Raw genomic sequence first — 17,764 nt, 5'->3', positions numbered from 1 at the left:
ATACACGCATGTTAAAATCTCGCAAAACGGAGTTTTTTTTATATCAACCTTAAAACTCCCAGAGGTAGGGAGGGAAAGTGAACTCGAAAATCAACGTGCTGCTTGTGGACAGTGAAGCAGCCTCCTGTACACATACAATCAAGGCTCTGGCCCAGGAAGGCTTCGACGTGGACAGCGTTGCCTCCTGCGAAGACGCCCTTATGCGCCTCGGCGTCCGCGAACCCGACGTGATGGTTCTGGACCCCGAAGCCGACGCATCCGAAGAATCCCAAAGCATCCTGCAGACCATCCGGCACAACCACCCCATGGTGGCGGTCATCATCCTTTCCGGACAGGCCGATGCGGCCTGCGTTCTGGATGCCGCCTATGAAGGCGTCTTCGATTACCTGGCAAAACCCTGCGATATGCCGTACCTGGTTTCGCGCATTCAGGATGCCTACACCGCCGTGGCAAACGGCCTGGGCTGGATGGGCGAAAAACAGGCAGCGGACCTCATGGTTCCTCTGCGCGAATACAGAAGCGTTTGTCTGAATACCAGCGTACGCGACGCCTTCAGCATCATGCTGGGCAAAAACAACGACGGAACCAGTTACCTGAATCCCAGCCGCGACATCCGCTCCCTGCTGGTGCTCGACGACGAGCAGAAGATTCAGGGCTATATAACCTACCATGAGCTTCTGGCCGCCGTGAACAAAAGCCACGGCAGCAAGCAGCGCCCCCAGAACCAGGACACCGCCAGGTGGGAAAAGTACTTCTGGCGCGGTCTCTTTACCAGGCAGCTGGGGAACATCATGGACAGTCCGGTGGAAGAATTGATGTCCACCTACAAAGCCACCGTGGATGCCGGATGCAGCCTGCAGGAAGTTTCCGAGATCATGCTTTCCGGCAATCTGGCCCGCGTGCTCGTCAAGGAAAACGGCCGCTGCGTAGGCATTATCCGCGACCATGAACTTCTGGCCGAAATCGAAGAAATCTTCCTGGCCTCCCATTCCAACTGATTTCCCTTTCGCACCACCTCCTCCTACTCCTCGTTCACCCACTCCCCGCTCATATACATAATGTAGTGCATCTCTCCTTCGGGTACGGCCCGGTTGCCATGGCAGGCAGCCGGGCCGTACCGCTTTTTATGTCGCAAAAAAGATATCTTTTTCATTGCGCGATTTTGCATCCTCTCGCATCTGGCACGGCCCGTGCAAAGTTCGTGGAGCCATCCGGCAAGGAGAAATGCTATGCAAAATATAATAAAAGTGCTTCTGGTGGATGATGAGGCCGCCTTCCGGTTGACGACGGCCAAGATTCTGGAACGCGAGGGATTTGAAGTGGACACTGCCTGTGACGGCGAAAGTGCCCTGGCATCCATCTGTGACCGAGAACCGGACGTGGTGGTACTGGACGTGGACATGGGTGGCAGCGACGGCAACGCGGCTCTGGATGTCATCAAGCAAACCCATCCCATGGTGGCGGTCATCATGCTGACAGGCCACGACAACACCTACAGCGTCATCGACGCGGTCTATGACGGCGCATTCGACTATCTGACCAAGCCATGCGACATTCCCTACCTGATATCACGTATCTACGACGCCTACGCCTCCGTGGCCAACAGCCTGGCCTGGATGGGTGAAAAGCAGGCCGTGGAACTTATGATTCCGGTAAACAAATACACGAGCATCACAAAGGACTGCACAGTACGCGAGGCGTTTCAAAAACTGCTGCAGCACAACCGCGCCATTCCCGAAGACGAACTTGCCCAGGGCAATGGCCGCCGGTCGCTTCTGGTGCTGGACGAAACAGAACGCATCATCGGCTACCTTACATGCCATGAGCTGCTTGCCGCCCTGCACAACTGCCACGGTCGCAAGCCCATGCCCCAGTGCGCGGATACGGCCAAATGGCGCAAGTTTTTCTGGCGCGGGGTCTTCACCCGCCAGGTGGAAGATTTGCTCGACATCAGTGTGGAATCTGTAATGGACCCGCACAACGAAAGCGTGGAAGCGGGCGCCAGCCTGTTTGAAGTGGCCGAAGAGATGTTTTCCAAGGGCCTGCGGCGGATTCTGGTATCCGACCAAGGCGAATACGTCGGCATCATACGCGACCAGGAATTATTCGCCGAAATAGGGGAAATTGCCCTGCGCGAAACAACAAAATAAAAAAAATTTAAAAAAACACTTGCCAACCAATGGTAGGTCAGATAAAAGCCTTTTTCTCGAACGGTGCTGGGGTAGCTCAGTCGGTAGAGCAGGGGACTGAAAATCCCCGTGTCGGGAGTTCAATTCTCTCCCCCAGCACCATCTGCAAACAACGGCTTGCGTTTTAACGGACGCAAGCCTTTTTTGTCGCATTCAGGTCGGGCAGTTGGGACGTATAAAACGGACTCCAGGTGTTGTCTGACCAACAGACTTTTTTCGAACAGTGCTGGGGTAGCTCAGTCGGTAGAGCAGGGGACTGAAAATCCCCGTGTCAGGAGTTCAATTCTCTTCCCCAGCACCATAGTAATCAAAGGCTTATAGAACCATCTGTGAGCCTTTTTTCTGTGCCCCTGTTCAGTCCCCCATCTGTCCCCCATTTAAAGAAAAAAGTACCTTCAGCGGCCCCCGTTGAATAAGCTTTGATCTTAATAGGCACTCCACCCGTGTTGTCGCCCCCTTGATGCCCTGCTATCAAAGAATAAAAAGGGAGGGTGTATGTACGGGGTACTAATCCTTTTGCTTGTGTGCATGGTCGTTTGGCTTTGGCGAATAAGATCAAAACCAAGCTCCCACAGTTACGATAGTTCTGATGAATCCAATCAGTGTATTAGGGGCAGCCTTGAAGATGCCCTAAAGGCTTTTGATGAAGAACCACCTTTAAACTCAATCGGAGCAACCGTTAACGATCGGCCAACGTTTTGTTACGCCACGAGCCACAAGCACGATCTTCCAATGATGTTGAAATGTGTCCAAGCCGAAATGAACGCGAGTGAAAAAACGGACTGGGACCAAGCCCCAGCACCCTATTATTTTGAAAGGGTCGCGATTCTCGCTAGAAAACAAAAGGACTATGCCCTTGAGGTCAAAACGTGCGAACAACTGATATCCGCAATGGAGAAATGGGGGAAAAACGTCGAACAAAAAGGGCTTATACCCGGAAGAGATATCGCCAACCATGCCGCAAGTCCGAGAGTCGCAAGCGTCAAAGCTAGATTACCAAAGGCAAAAGAACTTCTAGCGAAGCATACAAAATGAAAGGGCCGCCCCCGAAGGACCGGCCCATAGCCCCTCCTTTGGCCTGCACCGGTTTTCTCATCCTTTTGTCGGATGCACTCCGGTGGATTATCCCGTACACTCAAAAAAACATTCAACCCGCCCACGGCTTCTGCCGTCGGGACATACGAGCAGCCATGTTGGGAGAAGCCACCCCAAACACGCTCCCGGGACCACACCTGCAGGAAGCCCTGCCTCTCCTTCGTGAAGAAATGCCCCGGGCCATAGCCGAATACGCAGCACTCCTACGCGAGCACCAGCCCCACTGGTATGCCGGGCTTTCCGACGAAGCCCTTGCAGACCTGGTAGGTCCCACGCTGGTGACCATCCTCAACACTCTGACGCACGGAACCCAGGACCGGCTGGAAGACTATTTTTCCAGAACCGCCCATTACAAGCTGGGCAAGGGCATTCCCGTGCGCGGTGTGGTCCAGGCCATGATGCTCTCCAGAACCGCCCTGGTCGATGCCCTGCGGCGGCAGATTCCCGACGCCGTTTACCTCAACAAAGTACTCATCGAATTCGACCGGGCCTACAACGACATGGTCGTACTGTCTGCCGAACGCTACTCCGACATGCTGCTGCACAAGTTGGAGGCGGAACACGACTGCAACGAACGTCTGCTGAAGGTCTCCCGGACCATCAGCGGGGCGCTGGACCCGGACACGGTGCTCGAACGCATGGCCCAGGCCCTGGCCGAAACCGTGGAAAACGGTTGCTGTACGATTTTTCTGGTAGAGCCGGAATCGGGCGCTCTCATGCCCAGGGCGACATGGGGATACGACTCGGAAACCCACCGACGGTCCATCGCCGGCCTCCGCCTGTGCGCCGACGGCACACAGATACGCATGCGCAACGGAAAGAGCTTCGGTTTCAGCCCCCGCACCCCGGAGAGCACCCTCTTCGCCGCCCAAATCCCGGAAGCCATCCGCTCGGGCTGGTTGAATTTTTTCCCCATAAGCAACGGCAGCAACATGCTTGGCGCTGCTCTGCTCTCCTCGCGCCTGTCCTGCTATTCCATGAGCGAGGAAACCGCCTCCCAGGTGGAGGCCATTCTCAACAGCCTCGCCATGGCCATCGAGAATGCAGCCAGCGCCCAGCGCACCAAAAACAGGCTGCGCGAAAGCGAAGGTCTGCGCCGGGTAGCCAACAGGCTGTTGCAACGCCCCAAAAACGCTTCTCGCGACGTTTTCACCCTTATCTGTGATGAAACACGGAAGATCATCGGCGGAACCGGCAGCGCCATCCTGCTGTTCGAAAGCGGGGTTCTCCACCTGGCGCACGGCACCGGCTCCCCCCTGCCGCCCATGCACACCTTTGGCCGACACTCCAGCCGCTATGGCGAACTGTTCAACAAGGGCAGGTCCGTCATCATCAAAGACGCCCAGGCCGAACTGCCGCCCGCCGAACGCAGCGACGACACCCAGACCGTTGCCGTGGTACCGCTGGTGGGCGGGGAACGAAAAATGGGGCTGCTTCTGGTCTTCAACAAGATGACCGGTTTCGACAAGGAAGACATCCGTATCATCGAGCTGTTCGGGACGCAGGCAGTGCTTGCCCTGCGCAACGCACGGCTGGCCGTACAGAACGAAATGCTGGCCGTGGCCGGGGAACGCCAGCGGCTGGCCCGCGAACTGCACGACTCCGTAACCCAGGCCCTGTATGCCGCCAACCTGTGCGCGGACGCGGCAGCCCGCTCCCTGCAGGCAGGCAAGCTGGAAGGGGCGTCCGGCCAATTGCAATCCCTGCGCTGCATGACCAGGCAGGCAATGCGCGACATGCGCACCCTCATCTTTGACCTGCATCCCCCGGAACTTTCCAGCGAAGGCCTTGTGGGGGCTCTCCAGTCGCGCCTCAACTCTGTGGAAGGACGTTCCGGCCTCAACCCCGAGCTGCATGTGGAAGGCCGGGAACGGCGACTTCCGCCCCATCTGGAGGAAGAGCTCTTCCGCATTGCCATAGAAGCCCTGAACAACACGGCCAAACACTCCCAGGCCGAACAGGTAGACGTGCAGCTACATTTCGACGACCATGCCGTGTCGTTGAACATTGTGGACAACGGTGTCGGCTTCGAACCGGAGTCCGTGCCCTCGGGCGGAATCGGCATGCGCGGCATGCGGGAACGGGCCGAGCGCATCTCCGCCACAGTAACCATTCAGAGTTCTCCGGGACAGGGCACCTCCATCCTTGTTCTGGCCCCCATACCGCCCCAGAAGGACACACCGTGAACAATACCATCCGAGTGCTTGTGGTGGACGACCACAACATCGTGCGCATAGGCCTGCGAACCTTTCTTTCCGGATTTGACGACATGGAAGTGGTGGGAGAGGCGGCCAACGGCAAGGAAGCCGTGCGGCAGGCCGACGAGCTGCAGCCGGACATTGTGCTCATGGACATGATGATGCCGGTCATGGACGGCATAGAGGCCATCCGCGTCATGCGCGACCAGGGGCTGCAAAGCCGCGTCATAGCCCTTACCAGCTTTGCCACGGACGACAAGATTTTCCCGGCCATAAAAGCCGGAGCCATGGGCTACCTGCTCAAGGACTCCTCGCCGGACGACCTGCTGGAGGCCATCCGCAAGGTGCACCGGGGCGAACCCGTGCTGGCGCCGGACATTGCCCGCAAGGTGCTTACCGAACTTGCCCAGCCCCAGGTTGCTGCCAAGCCCACCCCCGACCCGCTCACGCCGCGTGAATTGCAGACCCTGAAGCTGGTTGCCACGGGCAAGAGCAACAAGGCCATTGCCGAAGAGCTTTTTGTCAGCGAGGCCACCGTGCGTACGCACATGACGAGCATCCTTTCCAAACTGCACCTGGCAAACCGGGTGGAAGCCACCTTATACGCCCTGCGCGAGGGATTGGCATCGCTGGACGACTAATGTCTCGTCAAAAACAGTCCAATCCGGCAAATTACTGCCACACAAAGCCCGCCTACGACATTTGTCGTACTTCTTCTGCGACCATTGACTGAGTAATCCCCCCTTCGCAATTCCACCTTCCTGCTGATGTGCGTTTTCCGCTCCGGCCCTAATGTGACATCACAAGATAATGATCCTGTACGTGCATACGGCAGGAGGAAGGAGTCTACGGCATGCATAAAACGCAGCTCGGCCCTGTAAGCGCCCTGTATCCCTCGTTGACCACCATCGTTGGAACCCAGGTGGACGGGCGCCCCAACTGGCTGACCATTGCCCACGTAGGCATAATGAACCATGGCAAGCCCATGTATCTTTCCGTCAGCCTGAACAGGAAACACTACAGCACTCCCGGTATCATTGAAAACGGAACCTTCAGCATAAATATTCCGTCCCGCGAGATGCTTATTGTTACCGACTTTGTCGGCCTTGTCAGCGGACGCAACACAGACAAGTCCGAGCTTTTCGAAACCTTTTACGGGGAACTCGAAACAGCCCCCATGATTGCGGAATGTCCGCTGTGCATGGAGCTTCGCCTGAAGAAGACCTTTGCAATGGATGCCCACGATGTTTTTGTGGGAGAAGTGGTGCAGACCTATGCGGATGATGCCGTGCTGAAGGACGGAAAGATCGATTATGCCAAGGCCGACCCCATTTTGTTCGACTTTCAGCGTGTGAAGTACTGGTCCCTGGGCGAGGAAATCGGTGTGCCCTGGAATGAGGGCAAGGCCATGAAAAACGCGGTTTAAGAGGCAGGAGCGACAACACGAGGTCCATGTTCGCCCCAGAGAAAAAAGCCACCTAACCCGGGCTGATCCAAGAGAGACATCACAGTCCGGTTTCTATATCCCCACCGATCGTTGCAGCAAGACGCAACCACTTCAACAGCGTCTTCTGATAACGATCACCAGCCCCCCGGTTCCCAACCAAAGGCGGATATCCACCCATTCGCCTTCCACACCGCCCCTGTGGCCCGACCAGCATCGGCCCACAGGGGTCTCGCCTTTTATGGGGCTTTTTCCAAAGAGAAGACCTGCAAAACACAAAAAACAGCAGCCCGCGCCAATACGTGAAGAACCGCGCCGCGGCCGCGCGCATGGGCAAGGGATTGCAAAGGTGGCCGTTGGACAGCCTGCCGTTGGACAGCCTGTCTGCTCGCGCCGTTATTCCCCGGAAACAAGCTCCAGCCACTGGGTAAGCGTGGGCGGAGTGGCGGAACAGGCCGTGGCCGTGCGCCACTCGCAGCGGGCATTCAGCTCCACGCCGCCCTGGATGATGGACACGGGACGGTCCGAGGAGACCACTACGACGATAATCTTGGGCTGCTTGGAGGTGAAGCGCAGGGCCGAATTGAAACGGGCGCCGCGGGCGTTGTTCTCGCCGGGCACACAGGGGCCGTCCAGAAGGCAGGCAAAACCGTGCAGAAGCAGGTCTGTGGTGATGTGCAGGGCACCGTCCACTTTTGCCAGGGACTTTGCCAGATCGAGAATATGGGGCTTGTCCAGATTCAGCGGTGTTTCCAGGGATTGGCCGGAAAGAAAGATGGGCGGGGTGTGCGGGTCGATGACCAGGGTGCAGCCGTGCTTGCGGTCGCGGGCGCTGTTCACCAGCCCGTTGATGATCTTGAACAGGCTGTAGCGGCGCGCAGGTTCCATTTCCACTTCCAGCAGCAGTTCCTCCACCAGCACCAGGTTGGCCCGCCGGTCCGAGGAATGGAATCCGCCGTCGTAGAAGCTGCATATGAAGTCGGTGTCCAGCCGCAAAAATCCGTAGCCGCCGCGGAAGTCCGCCACCACGCGATAGTCGGGCATTTTGCCCCTGGCAACGCCGATGATGCTCTTGCCGTCCGAAATGAGCCGCCGGTTGGAATTTTCCACGGACTGCATGAGCTTGCGCACGTGCTTGTGGTTTTCCAGCAGGGGCTGCTGCATGGGCGGAAAGCGCGTAAGAAAATGAATCTGGTCTATCTCGCGTGGTTCCACAAAGACCAGCTTGCCGCGCGGCCACAAGCCCTCTTCCGGGGTCTTGGATATGGCCAGCACGGCATCCAGAATGGGAAAGATGCGCAAATAGGTGTCCAACCCCATGCGGCGGGCGCGCTCGTCCACAATATGGTCGCGTACCGCGTGCGTGGCATAGGTTTGCAGCACATAGCCGGACGTGCCGATGCGCAGAATGTTGCTGGCGGCCATGTCCTGCACCAGCAGGATAACGCCGTTCTCCAGCCAGCGCTTGGTGGGGCCTATGGAACACATATCGGGATGGTGCTCCGTGAACCACATCTGGTAGCTGAAGGCGGGCGCACTGCCGCCAAAGGCAATAAGACCGGAGAGTTGCAGGGCGGGATCGTCGATAAAAACCGGCAGGTTGAGACCGTCCGAGTCGGCCAGATTTTCCTTCCAGGCGTCCGATTCCAGGTAGTATTCCCGCAGCCGCGGCTCATGGCCCTCCAAAAGCCCCTGCGGATCGTAGATGCGCAGCGGGTCGCCCTCGTTCATGGAATAGATGAGCGCCACCCGGCTGGGGCCGGAAAAATGCGACAGGCCGTCGCGCAGGCCGTCCATAATGTGGAAGATGCAGATATTCTCGTAGGAACTGTCGCCCATCTCGCACCCCTGCATGAAGTAAAACGCGCTTCCCCGAACTTGCCCGTTCCAGCCCGCAAAGTACTGTGCGCCCGATGTCGTCCCAACGGAAAACACACAATATGTTATGTTTTGCTATTTCTGTAACAAAAGCCGTACAAGAGTTGAAGCGCAAACTGTGGTGCAAACGATGAAAATAAAGAACAGCGGGCTTTTTGCCGCCCTCCGAAGTTCTTTCCAGGCCCGGCAGAAACGCCAACAGGCGTGTTGCCAACACCTCTGTTGGCTGGCAATACAATACCGGGGCCACCACATGCCACTTCCGGACGATCAGGCAACAAAACAAGAGAATCATTCTACCCATTCTTTCGCAAAGCAGTATAGTAAAGCTACAAAATAAAACATTACTCAACTCTGGCGACGTCCTTTTTTTCGGGAACATCGCCCAAGGAGGCAACGTATGAACTTTGAATTTTACAACCCCACCAAGATGGTCTTCGGTGCCGGAGTCCTTTCCCGCCTGGGAGAGATTGTCGGCCAATATGGCAAGAAAGCCCTTATCGTTACCGGCGGCGGCAGCGTCAAACGCAGCGGCACCTTTGCCAAGGCCGTGGAAAGCCTTGCAAAGGCCGGTATCACCTATGCGGAATGCTCCGGCGTGGAACCCAACCCGCGCATCACCTCCGTGACGCGCGGTGCCAAGATAGCCCGCGAAGAAGGCTGCGACGTCATCATTGCCCTGGGCGGCGGCAGCACCATGGATGCCTCCAAGGTCATGGCCGCGGCTGTTCTGTATGATGGCGATCCCTGGAACCTTATCGGCCATGGACAGGCCGACTGGCACATCCCCACCAAAGCCCTGCCCATCATCACCGTGCCCACCCTTGCGGCTACCGGCTCGGAAATGAACGGCGGCGCGGTCATCTCCAATGCGGAAACCAAGGTGAAGTCGTTTGTCAAAACAAGCGCCCTCTTTCCCAAGGTCGCCCTGGTCGATTCCGAACTGACCCTGACCGTGCCCAAGGACCAGACCGCTTACGGCGTGTGCGACATCATCACCCACGTGATGGAGGGCTACTTCAACGGCATTGACGGAACCCCCATTCAGGACCGATGGGCAGAAGGCGTCATCATCAATGCCATGGAATATGGCCGCAAAGCCGTGGCCGACGGCAGCGACCTGGAAGCCCGCACCCAGGTGCAGTGGGCTTCCATCGTGGGGCTCAACGGCTGGGTCCAGGCCGGTGTGAACACGCTATCCCCCATGCACATGATCGAACACGCGCTGTCCGCCCACCACGACATCACGCACGGTGCGGGGCTGGCAATCGTGGGTCCGGCCTGGATGCGCTTTGCCGCAAAACACCGCCCCCAGCGTTTTGCCCAATTTGCCGAGCGCGTCTTTGGTTTCTCCACAGAGGGAAAGGACGACCTGGAATTGGGCCTCAAGGCCATTGACGCCTACGAGGAATTCCTGCGCAACATCGGCTGCCCCACCCACCTTTCGGAAGTGGGCATTGGCGACGACCAGTTTGAACAATACGCAAAGGACGCCGCGCTTGTGGCGCACGACAACGAAGGCCGCCTGCTGGCCCGTCCGGCCATGACCATGGACGACATTGTCGGCGTACTGCGCTCGGCGCTGTAGCCCTGAAATAAACTGCCGGGGATACATCCGTCTGCCAGGGGCCGAGTCCGCTCGGCCGCCTCGGCGCCCCCTCTTCTCCCGGCAGATGCCTCAAAAAACAAAGCCCCGGACGTCCAACCAAGGACATCCGGGGCTTTGATTCTTTGCACAGCCTTATAAAAAGCTATTTGGCAATTTCGGTCGATCCGCCGTGGTTGCCGGACCAGACCAGCGGTTCGTTCAGGAAGGATTCGACTTCGCCCAGGGTATTGGTGTCGAAGTAGTTGTTTTCCTTGCACACGTCCAAAACGTCCCACCATGTGGCCAGCCAATGGAGGCGCAGGTCGTGGTGCTGCAGGTTTTCCCGCGTTTCCTTGAACATATCGTAATAGAAAACGACCAAGGCATCGTGTACCTCCGCTCCGGCCCGCCTGAGGGCCTCGCAGAACTTGATCTTGCTGCCGCCGTCCGTGGTCAGGTCTTCCACCAGCAGCACACGCTGTCCTTCGGAGATATCGCCTTCAATCTGGGCGTCGCGGCCGAATCCTTTCGGCTTTTTGCGCACGTACTGCATGGGGATGTTCATCTTGTCGGCAATCCAGGCCGCAAAGGGGATGCCTGCGGTTTCGCCACCGGCAACGGCGTCGAACTGTTCAAAGCCCACATCGCGCAGCAGAATGGACACGCAGAAGTCCATCAGCGTGTTGCGGATGCGAGGGTAGGAAATCAGCTTGCGGCAGTCTATGTACACGGGGCTGGCAAGGCCCGAAGTGAACATGTAGGGCTTGTCGGCCTGGAAATGCACGGCCTTGATCTCAAGCAGCATCTTTGCCGTCATTTCGGCCATCAATTCCCGGGGGGGGAAAGTGCTAGGAAACATTTTCAACTCCGTTTGTTGATTAAAAAGTATCTACCGTCCGTCTCACTCTGGCTCGCCATGGTCTTCGACCTGCCAGTGGAGGGGAAAGCCAGGATCGAATACAGTGACCGGGCCATCTGCGGTCGGTATCCGATGGGGAAATTCAAGGGGCTGTTCCTGGCGGAAAAGCGTGATTCGGTCCGTAGCTGCTGGCTGGTTATAAAAGGCCGGGCCGTTCAGGGCAACAAACGATTCCAGGTGTTCCAATTTGCCTTCCTGTTCGAACACGCCAGCCAGGCAGGAAAGAGCGGTTGGGGCATTGAAGATGCCGCCGCTGCCCTTGGCGCATTCCTTGGCCTGCCGCGGATGCGGGGCCGAATCCGACCCAAAGAAAAAGCGTGCGTCGCCGGAAACCGCGGCCTTGCGCACCGCGCTCCGGTCTTCTGCCCGTTTGGCCACGGGCAGGCAATAGTAATGAGGCCGAAAGCCGCCCGCCAGCATGGCATTGCGGGTGAGTACAAGGTGGTGCGGGGTGATGGTGGCGGCCAGATTGTGCCCGGCACTTTGCACATAGTCCACGGCCACGGCTGAAGTAACGTGTTCCAGAATGATGCGCAGTTCCGGCAGACGTTTCCTGAGCGGGTCCAGAACCCGGTCGATAAATACCGCTTCCCGGTCGAAAATGTCCACCTCGGCATCGGCCACTTCGCCGTGCACGGAAAGGGGCAGCCCCGATGCGACCATCTGCTCGAACACGGGCATGACCTTATCCATGTCGCGGACGCCGTTTTCGGAATTGGTGGTTGCGCCCGCTGGAAAAAGTTTCACGGCCTTGATGAATCCGGAGGCCGCGGCCCGTACGATCTCCTCCCGTGTGGTGGACTCGGTGAGGTAGAGCGTCATGTACGGCTCAAAACGGCTGTCGCCGGGCATGGCCTCGTGAATAGCGTCAAGTATGCGCTGCCGATAGGCTGCGGCCAAGGCTGTGGTCGTTACCGGGGGGACGATGTTGGGCATGACAATGGCCCGGCCGAAGTGACGTGCGGTGCATGGTGCCACGGCGCGCAGCATGTCGTTGTCGCGAAAATGGACATGCCAGTCGTCCGGTCTGCGTATGGTCAGTCTGGTTGTGCTCATGCCGCTCCCCCCGTCACCGTCAGGTGGTTGTACAAAACTTCCGCACCCAAAAGAAAATCCGCCATATCAAGGGCTTCTTCCGGGTTGTGCGAACCGTTGCGGTTGCGCAGAAAAATCATGCCGCTGGGCACCCCCGCGTTGGCGAAAATGGCTGCATCGTGTCCGCCGCCGGACGGCATGACAAACGGTTCCAGCCCGGTTTGGACCATGGCCTTCCGGAGGCTTTGGATAACGCTTTCCGCCATAAGGGCCGGTGCCGAGGACATTTCCTCGTCCAGCTCAAAGCGCACCCGGCGGGTGTTCTCCACCTGCTCCATTTCCTCCCGGAGCAATACGCGCATTCCTTCCAGAGCCGTGTCGGACTGGCTGCGGCAATCGAAGCTGAAGGTGATCTTGCCGGGAATACGCGACAGGGAATGGGTCTGCGGGTCGGTGGCGACCATGCCCGAGGTCAGCACCAGGTCGTCGCCCTTTTGCAGAATGGTCAGCCAGCTGTCGTCCAGGCGCGAAAGCAGATCGGCCAGGGCAAAGACGGGATCGTGACGGTAGGCGCGGGGCACGGCGCCGGAGTGGCCCGCCTCGCCGATGCAGGTAATCTTCTTGTGGCGGAAGTTGCCGCGTATGCCCGAAACAACGGCCACGGGGAGCCGCTTCTCAACCAGCATGGGGCCCTGCTCTATGTGCACCTCGATGTATTCCAGCACCGAGTCCATGCACAGCAGCGGCTTGCCCGCCAGAATCGAATCCACGTCTATGGACAGATCGCGCATGTGGCTTTCAAGGGTACGGCCGTCCTCCCGGTGTTTGGCAGCCAGCTCGGCCTTGCCCAACTGTCCGGTCAGACTTTTGGAACCGATGTAACAGGGGCCGAACCAGTGGCTTTCCTCGGCACGCATGGCAATGACCCGCACGGGCCGGGCAAAGCGCCTGCCCTCTTCCCGCGCCTTGATAAGACAGAACAGCCCGGCCGCGACTCCGGCCAGACCATCGTAGTTGCCACCCTGGGGAACAGAGTCCACATGCGAGCCGACCAGCACGAACCGTTCGGCCTCGGCCTCTTCGGGGAGCGAAAAAAGCAGGTTGTCGCCCGCATCCCGCATGGTCAGTATGCCGTGCGCTTGGGCCTCCCGCTGCAGATATTCCAGCACACGGGTTTCCGTGGCCGAGTAGGCGGGACGGCTGACACCAAGGGTATCGGTGCCCAGCTGCGCGACATCGTCGAACAATTTCTGCGCGTATGTTGCAAATTCAGTGGTCATAGACATCCGCGACTCCCAACAATCTGAAGACATTTACCGCCCCGCAAAGGGCAAGGCATTGTTGCTCCCAAACGCTCACCCCATTCCGGGAAAACCCGGGCCCATTGCGCGCACACAGTCCGAAACGGGCGACCGGCTCAGTTGAAAATGAGATTGGGAATAAACATGGACAGCCCCGGCACGTAGGTAACCACCAGCAGCACCAGAATGTTCACCACCACGAACGGCCAGACCCCCTTGATGATGGTCATAACCGGCTTGCCCAGCGTGGACGCGGCCACAAATATATCCAGGCCGAACGGCGGTGTTATCATGCCCAGGCTGATGTTCAGGGTGACGATCATGCCAAAGTGGACCGGATCGACCCCCAATGCTTGGGCGACCGGGAAAAGCGGCGGCACCAGAAGGAGCTGCGCCGAGTTGGGATCGATGAACATGCCCGCGATGAGAAAGCAGATGTTGACGAAGATGAGGAAGGTGATGAGCCCCGCATTGGCGGCGTGCAGAAAGTTCGTGATGTGCGTGGGCACCTGGCCCAGGGTGACGAAAAAGGAGAGCAGCCCGCCAACGGCCAGCAGAACGAAAATAATGGCCGTGGCAACGGCGCTCTTTTCCACCACGTCGAAGAGCTTTTTCCAGGTGAATTCCCGGTAGACCACCGCCTCCACGAAAACCGCGTAGACAACGCTTGCCGCTGCGGCCTCGGTAGGAGTGAAAAAGCCGGAATAGATGCCGCCCAGAATGATGACGGGCATGCCCAGCGCCCAACCCGCGGAACGGATGCCCTCCCACTTTTCGCGGAACGAGGTTTTTTCGTTGGGGGCAATGCCCTTGAGGCGGGCTTCCAGCCAGACCATGACCGAAAAGGCCAGGCCCAGGAACAGCCCCACGGCAATGCCGCCGGCAAACAGCTTGGCAATGGAGGTGCCGGTTATCCAGCCATAGATGATGAAGGTAATGGAGGGCGGAATAAGCAGGGCGGTTTCCGCGCTGGAAACAATAAGCCCCAGGCTGAACTTTTCCGAAAACCCGCTTTTGCGCATTTCCGGGTAAAGCATGCCGCCCATGGCGGCAACCGTGGCAGGTGCGGAGCCCGAGACCGAACCAAAGGCCATGGAACCGCCCACGACGGTATGGCCCACGCCGCCGGGAGTGCGGCCGATAAGCAACCGGACGCAGTTGGTCAGCTGCTTGGCGATTTGCCCGGAGCCCATGAGGTGGGCGGCCAGAATGAAAAAGGGAATGGCCAGCAGCGTGGTGTGGTTGATACCGCCGACCAGCTTTTGAATGATGACCGGATTTGGGATGCTGGGGTAAAAAGACGCTTTGATAAGCAGTGTGGGGCCGCCCAGCACGAGAAACATCTCGAACCCGGCAAACAGCAGGACCACCGCAATAAGGGCAATGACGGCAAGCATTACGCCTCCTCCTCGGACTTGTTCTGATCAAACCGGTTGATAAAGCCGGTAAGGCTGAGCAGATAGCGCAGTCCCAGCAGGGTAAAACCCATAACCGGGGCCATGTATATCCAGCCCATTTTGATGCCGAGGGTCGGGCTTATCTGGTTGGTTCGCAAAACGAACCTTACCAGTATCCACGCCTGCCAGACCAGATAGACCGAAAAGCACAGGCCGCCGAAGTCTATGAGTTTCAGCAGGGGCTTTCTGAGCCCGTCCGGGAGCCTGTCTCTGAAAGTGTCGATTCCGACGTGCATGCCGCGCTCCAGCGCAAGACCCAACGCGCCGAAAACCAAAAAGAGATTCATGAGGCGGACCGCTTCCTCTATCCAGGAGAGGTTGTTCGAAATGGGGCCTCCCACCTCTCTGGCCACCACGTTCAGAAAGAACATGATGACCATGAGCGAGAACACCGTTACGAGAAAAATCCGCTCAATTTTTCGCAGTGCGTTCAAAAGGAACATTGTCTTCTCCAGAACAATCCGGGCGCACCCGGAATCGACACTTTCGGTTACAAGCAGCCGCAGCTACTTCATTATATTGTTGTATTCTTCGGTGTAGACGTCATAAAGCTTCTTGCCCGCGTCGCCCGTCTGGGACAGGAACACGTCCATGGAAGGCTGGAACATCTTGGCGCGGAACTTGGCTTTCTGCTCGGCAGTAAGCACCTCGACATTGACGTCGTGGGACTTGATTTCGTCCAGAGCCGCCTGAACAGACTTGGCCTTGTGCGCAACCAGCTCGGGGATGACTTCCAGAAAGGCGTCCGTGATGATGGTGCGGTACTTCTCGGGCAGGCTTTCCCACCACATCTGGTTGAACAGGACAAAGTCCTCCATCAGGCCGTGGTAGGAAATGACGAAGTTCTTCTGCACTTCAAAATACTTCATGCGCTGGATGGTATCGAGGGGGTTTTCCTCGCCATCCACAACGCCGGTCTGCAGGGCGGTGTAGAGTTCGCTGAACGGCAGGGCTACGGCGGAAGCGCCCAGAGCCTTGAACTGTTCGATCAGGATTTTGGAATCCATGACGCGGAACTTCTGCCCGGCAAAGTCGTCGATGGTGGAGATGGGCTTGTTGGAAGAAAAGCACTTGCGGCCGTTGGGCCAGAGGGTGATGGCGACAACGCCCTTGTCGGCAAAGCTGTCCAGCAGCATCTTGCCGAACTTGCTTTCGCGCAGCTTCTGGGAACGGGCGTCGTCATCCGGGTACAGGTACGGCACGTCCAGGATGGAAACCAGAGGATTGAAGCCGCCCAAAAACGCGGCCGGGGCAATGGTGCCCTCGATGGCGCCCAGCTGAACGCCTTCGTTCATCTGCCGCTGTCCGCCCAGCTGGCCCTGGGGATAAATCTGAAATTCCACGTCACCGTTGGTGCGCTCCTTGACCAGTTTCGCAACCTTTACCAGAAGGGTGTTGCGTGACTGCTGGGCGGATTCCAGGTGACCTATTTTCGCCACGTAGGTGGCAGCCTGCGCGGTGGCACCCATACCTACCAGCAGCGCGACCAGAGCCAAACCGACAATCTTTCGGGAAACGGAATTTAACGATTTCATCCTAATTCTCCTACATAATGATGAAGTTTCGGTACGCTACCAGTCTGTCAATCCAAGTCAAGAAAATTATCTCATTTTTGAGACGCATATCATTTTTGATAAAATCTTGACTCAAAGTGAACATTTTTGTAGAAACTTAAAACCATGAGCAAAAATGATACTCTCTCTCAATCTGACGCCATCGCTCACCTTGGCGAACGCCTGAAAGCATACAGAATCGGCAAAAATCTCACTCCCGAAGAAGTTGCCGTAAGTACAGGCATATCCCGTGCCGCAATTTACCGCTACGAGTCCGGCCAGCCCATTCGCGTGGATGTATTGGGAAAAATTGCGGATTTGCTCCAGGTTTCACTGGAATCGCTCCTTGGCGTGGGAGTGGAATACTTCTCCTCCGCCCTGGGGTTCTTTGAACGCATGCGCCAGCTGGAGGAAACCGCGGAACAGCTGAGCGTTCTGTTCGGTCCCATCTCCTACCTGCTGACCACGGACCGCTACGACACCATCCTTGCCGACGTGCTGGCCGAAAGCATTCCGCACGATGTGGAAGGCCGCGACCAGTTCATTCTCGAAATTGAGAAGATTCTGAAAATCCTGAAAGCCCGCAAAAAAAGCTTCCAGGAACGCAAGCCCCACATCATCAGCCTTATCTCGGCGGCCGAGCTGGAATACTTTTATAAAACCGGGTTCATCGGATGCAGCAATCCGCAGGGAGTGAATCTGGCAGACCGGATGCAGGCCGCCAAAGACGAAGTGGTGAACATCATAAGCCTGCTGTACGAACAGCCCATGGGCGTGCAGATCGGCGTGCTGGTGGACTCCGCCCCGGGTGCCAGCTTCCAGATTTTCAAACAGGCCGAACATTCCGAGGTTGCGGTAAGCCCCTACAAGCTGGGCTCGTTCGCCAACATCCGCATCGGCGTGGCAACCATTTCCTCGGCCCCGGAGTCGGTACGCCTGCACAACGACCTGACCTTCCAGCTGTGGGAACGCAGCCTGAAAGGCGAACGCGCGGCCAAGTACCTTTTCGAGACTCTCGGCCTGTAGGCCATCTTCCGCTTTCCGATACGCACACGACATGGGCAGCCTCTGTAATAATCTGTACTAAGATGTAGCGGGCCAGATGTC

At 57.7% G+C, this 17,764-nt stretch carries 15 protein-coding genes and 2 tRNA genes; 10 read left to right on the top strand and 7 right to left on the bottom strand.

Annotated elements, in window-relative coordinates:
- Nucleotides 1–77: 77 nt before the first annotated feature.
- From ACI0FJ_RS17055 to ACI0FJ_RS17020, 8 genes are all read left to right on the top strand, one after another.
- Nucleotides 78–998, top strand: a complete 921-nt coding sequence (locus tag ACI0FJ_RS17055) for a CBS domain-containing protein (RefSeq protein ID WP_424305336.1) — start codon at nucleotides 78–80, stop codon at nucleotides 996–998.
- 231 nt (nucleotides 999–1,229) lie between these two features.
- Complete coding sequence (locus tag ACI0FJ_RS17050) at nucleotides 1,230–2,150, top strand: response regulator (protein WP_424305334.1); 921 nt, start codon at nucleotides 1,230–1,232, stop codon at nucleotides 2,148–2,150.
- A 65-nt stretch (nucleotides 2,151–2,215) separates the two neighbouring features.
- Nucleotides 2,216–2,291: transfer RNA gene (locus ACI0FJ_RS17045), tRNA-Phe, on the top strand.
- Nucleotides 2,292–2,414: 123 nt separating this feature from the next.
- Nucleotides 2,415–2,490: transfer RNA gene (locus tag ACI0FJ_RS17040), tRNA-Phe, on the top strand.
- Between the two features lie 194 nt (nucleotides 2,491–2,684).
- A complete protein-coding gene (locus ACI0FJ_RS17035; protein WP_424305332.1) occupies nucleotides 2,685–3,224 on the top strand; it encodes a hypothetical protein in 540 nt (179 codons plus the stop codon).
- A gap of 155 nt (nucleotides 3,225–3,379) precedes the next feature.
- The gene (locus ACI0FJ_RS17030) at nucleotides 3,380–5,470 is read left to right on the top strand and encodes a GAF domain-containing protein (RefSeq protein WP_424305330.1); all 2,091 of its coding nucleotides are present in this window, start codon (nucleotides 3,380–3,382) and stop codon (nucleotides 5,468–5,470) included.
- On the top strand, nucleotides 5,467–6,123 hold the full coding sequence (locus ACI0FJ_RS17025; protein ID WP_424305328.1) for a response regulator: 657 nt from the start codon (nucleotides 5,467–5,469) through the stop codon (nucleotides 6,121–6,123). The genes ACI0FJ_RS17030 and ACI0FJ_RS17025 overlap by 4 nt, the downstream gene beginning before the upstream one ends.
- Nucleotides 6,124–6,335: 212 nt before the next feature.
- Nucleotides 6,336–6,908, top strand: a complete 573-nt coding sequence (locus tag ACI0FJ_RS17020; protein ID WP_424305326.1) for a flavin reductase family protein — start codon at nucleotides 6,336–6,338, stop codon at nucleotides 6,906–6,908.
- Nucleotides 6,909–7,322: 414 nt separating this feature from the next.
- Here ACI0FJ_RS17020 and ACI0FJ_RS17015 read toward each other — a convergent pair whose 3' ends face one another.
- A complete protein-coding gene (locus ACI0FJ_RS17015) occupies nucleotides 7,323–8,765 on the bottom strand; it encodes a DNA integrity scanning protein DisA nucleotide-binding domain protein (RefSeq protein ID WP_424305324.1) in 1,443 nt (480 codons plus the stop codon).
- A 439-nt stretch (nucleotides 8,766–9,204) separates the two neighbouring features.
- Here ACI0FJ_RS17015 and ACI0FJ_RS17010 point away from each other — a divergent pair, with 439 nt between their 5' ends.
- Nucleotides 9,205–10,392, top strand: a complete 1,188-nt coding sequence (locus ACI0FJ_RS17010) for an iron-containing alcohol dehydrogenase (RefSeq protein WP_424305322.1) — start codon at nucleotides 9,205–9,207, stop codon at nucleotides 10,390–10,392.
- A 163-nt stretch (nucleotides 10,393–10,555) separates the two neighbouring features.
- On the opposite strand, the gene ACI0FJ_RS17005 is transcribed toward ACI0FJ_RS17010, so the two are convergent.
- The 6 genes from ACI0FJ_RS17005 to ACI0FJ_RS16980 form a co-directional block, all read right to left on the bottom strand.
- Nucleotides 10,556–11,251 carry an orotate phosphoribosyltransferase gene (locus tag ACI0FJ_RS17005; RefSeq protein ID WP_424305320.1) on the bottom strand — a complete coding sequence of 232 codons (696 nt, stop codon included), beginning with the start codon at nucleotides 11,249–11,251 and terminating at the stop codon, nucleotides 10,556–10,558.
- Nucleotides 11,252–11,293: 42 nt separating this feature from the next.
- Complete coding sequence (gene pyrC / locus ACI0FJ_RS17000; RefSeq protein WP_424305318.1) at nucleotides 11,294–12,367, bottom strand: dihydroorotase; 1,074 nt, start codon at nucleotides 12,365–12,367, stop codon at nucleotides 11,294–11,296.
- A complete protein-coding gene (locus ACI0FJ_RS16995; RefSeq protein ID WP_424305316.1) occupies nucleotides 12,364–13,632 on the bottom strand; it encodes a Zn-dependent hydrolase in 1,269 nt (422 codons plus the stop codon). Before ACI0FJ_RS16995 ends, pyrC begins: the two co-directional genes overlap by 4 nt.
- 131 nt (nucleotides 13,633–13,763) lie before the next feature.
- Nucleotides 13,764–15,044, bottom strand: coding sequence for a TRAP transporter large permease (locus tag ACI0FJ_RS16990; protein WP_424305314.1), 1,281 nt, complete (start codon nucleotides 15,042–15,044; stop codon nucleotides 13,764–13,766).
- Nucleotides 15,044–15,547 (bottom strand): TRAP transporter small permease, encoded by a 504-nt coding sequence (locus ACI0FJ_RS16985; RefSeq protein WP_424305312.1) that lies wholly within the window; start codon nucleotides 15,545–15,547, stop codon nucleotides 15,044–15,046. The genes ACI0FJ_RS16990 and ACI0FJ_RS16985 overlap by 1 nt, the downstream gene beginning before the upstream one ends.
- A 63-nt stretch (nucleotides 15,548–15,610) precedes the next feature.
- Nucleotides 15,611–16,639: a TRAP transporter substrate-binding protein gene (locus tag ACI0FJ_RS16980; protein ID WP_424305310.1), complete on the bottom strand. Its 1,029-nt coding sequence runs from the start codon at nucleotides 16,637–16,639 to the stop codon at nucleotides 15,611–15,613.
- A 144-nt stretch (nucleotides 16,640–16,783) separates the two neighbouring features.
- Between ACI0FJ_RS16980 and ACI0FJ_RS16975 the strand changes: the two genes are divergently transcribed.
- Entirely contained in the window at nucleotides 16,784–17,683 is a 900-nt protein-coding gene (locus tag ACI0FJ_RS16975; RefSeq protein WP_424305308.1) for a helix-turn-helix domain-containing protein, read from the top strand.
- Nucleotides 17,684–17,764 lie beyond the last annotated feature (81 nt).

It is taken from the genome of Desulfovibrio sp. 7SRBS1 (assembly GCF_049723905.1).
Lineage (GTDB): Bacteria > Desulfobacterota > Desulfovibrionia > Desulfovibrionales > Desulfovibrionaceae.
Note: the sequence above shows the minus strand (reverse complement) of the source record. Positions and strands in the feature narration are given on the sequence as shown.

What these genes read in the sequence shown, in the direction of transcription:
- ACI0FJ_RS17050 (WP_424305334.1), top strand. Translation starts at nt 1,230, where the DNA reads ATGCAAAATATAATAAAAGTGCTTCTGGTGGATGATGAGGCCGCCTTC.
- ACI0FJ_RS17035 (WP_424305332.1), top strand. Translation starts at nt 2,685, where the DNA reads ATGTACGGGGTACTAATCCTTTTGCTTGTGTGCATGGTCGTTTGGCTT.
- ACI0FJ_RS17030 (WP_424305330.1), top strand. Translation starts at nt 3,380, where the DNA reads ATGTTGGGAGAAGCCACCCCAAACACGCTCCCGGGACCACACCTGCAG.
- ACI0FJ_RS17020 (WP_424305326.1), top strand. Translation starts at nt 6,336, where the DNA reads ATGCATAAAACGCAGCTCGGCCCTGTAAGCGCCCTGTATCCCTCGTTG.
- ACI0FJ_RS17015 (WP_424305324.1), bottom strand. Translation starts at nt 8,765, where the DNA reads ATGGGCGACAGTTCCTACGAGAATATCTGCATCTTCCACATTATGGAC.
- ACI0FJ_RS17010 (WP_424305322.1), top strand. Translation starts at nt 9,205, where the DNA reads ATGAACTTTGAATTTTACAACCCCACCAAGATGGTCTTCGGTGCCGGA.
- ACI0FJ_RS17005 (WP_424305320.1), bottom strand. Translation starts at nt 11,251, where the DNA reads ATGTTTCCTAGCACTTTCCCCCCCCGGGAATTGATGGCCGAAATGACG.
- pyrC (WP_424305318.1), bottom strand. Translation starts at nt 12,367, where the DNA reads ATGAGCACAACCAGACTGACCATACGCAGACCGGACGACTGGCATGTC.
- ACI0FJ_RS16995 (WP_424305316.1), bottom strand. Translation starts at nt 13,632, where the DNA reads ATGTCTATGACCACTGAATTTGCAACATACGCGCAGAAATTGTTCGAC.
- ACI0FJ_RS16990 (WP_424305314.1), bottom strand. Translation starts at nt 15,044, where the DNA reads ATGCTTGCCGTCATTGCCCTTATTGCGGTGGTCCTGCTGTTTGCCGGG.
- ACI0FJ_RS16985 (WP_424305312.1), bottom strand. Translation starts at nt 15,547, where the DNA reads ATGTTCCTTTTGAACGCACTGCGAAAAATTGAGCGGATTTTTCTCGTA.
- ACI0FJ_RS16980 (WP_424305310.1), bottom strand. Translation starts at nt 16,639, where the DNA reads ATGAAATCGTTAAATTCCGTTTCCCGAAAGATTGTCGGTTTGGCTCTG.
- ACI0FJ_RS16975 (WP_424305308.1), top strand. Translation starts at nt 16,784, where the DNA reads ATGAGCAAAAATGATACTCTCTCTCAATCTGACGCCATCGCTCACCTT.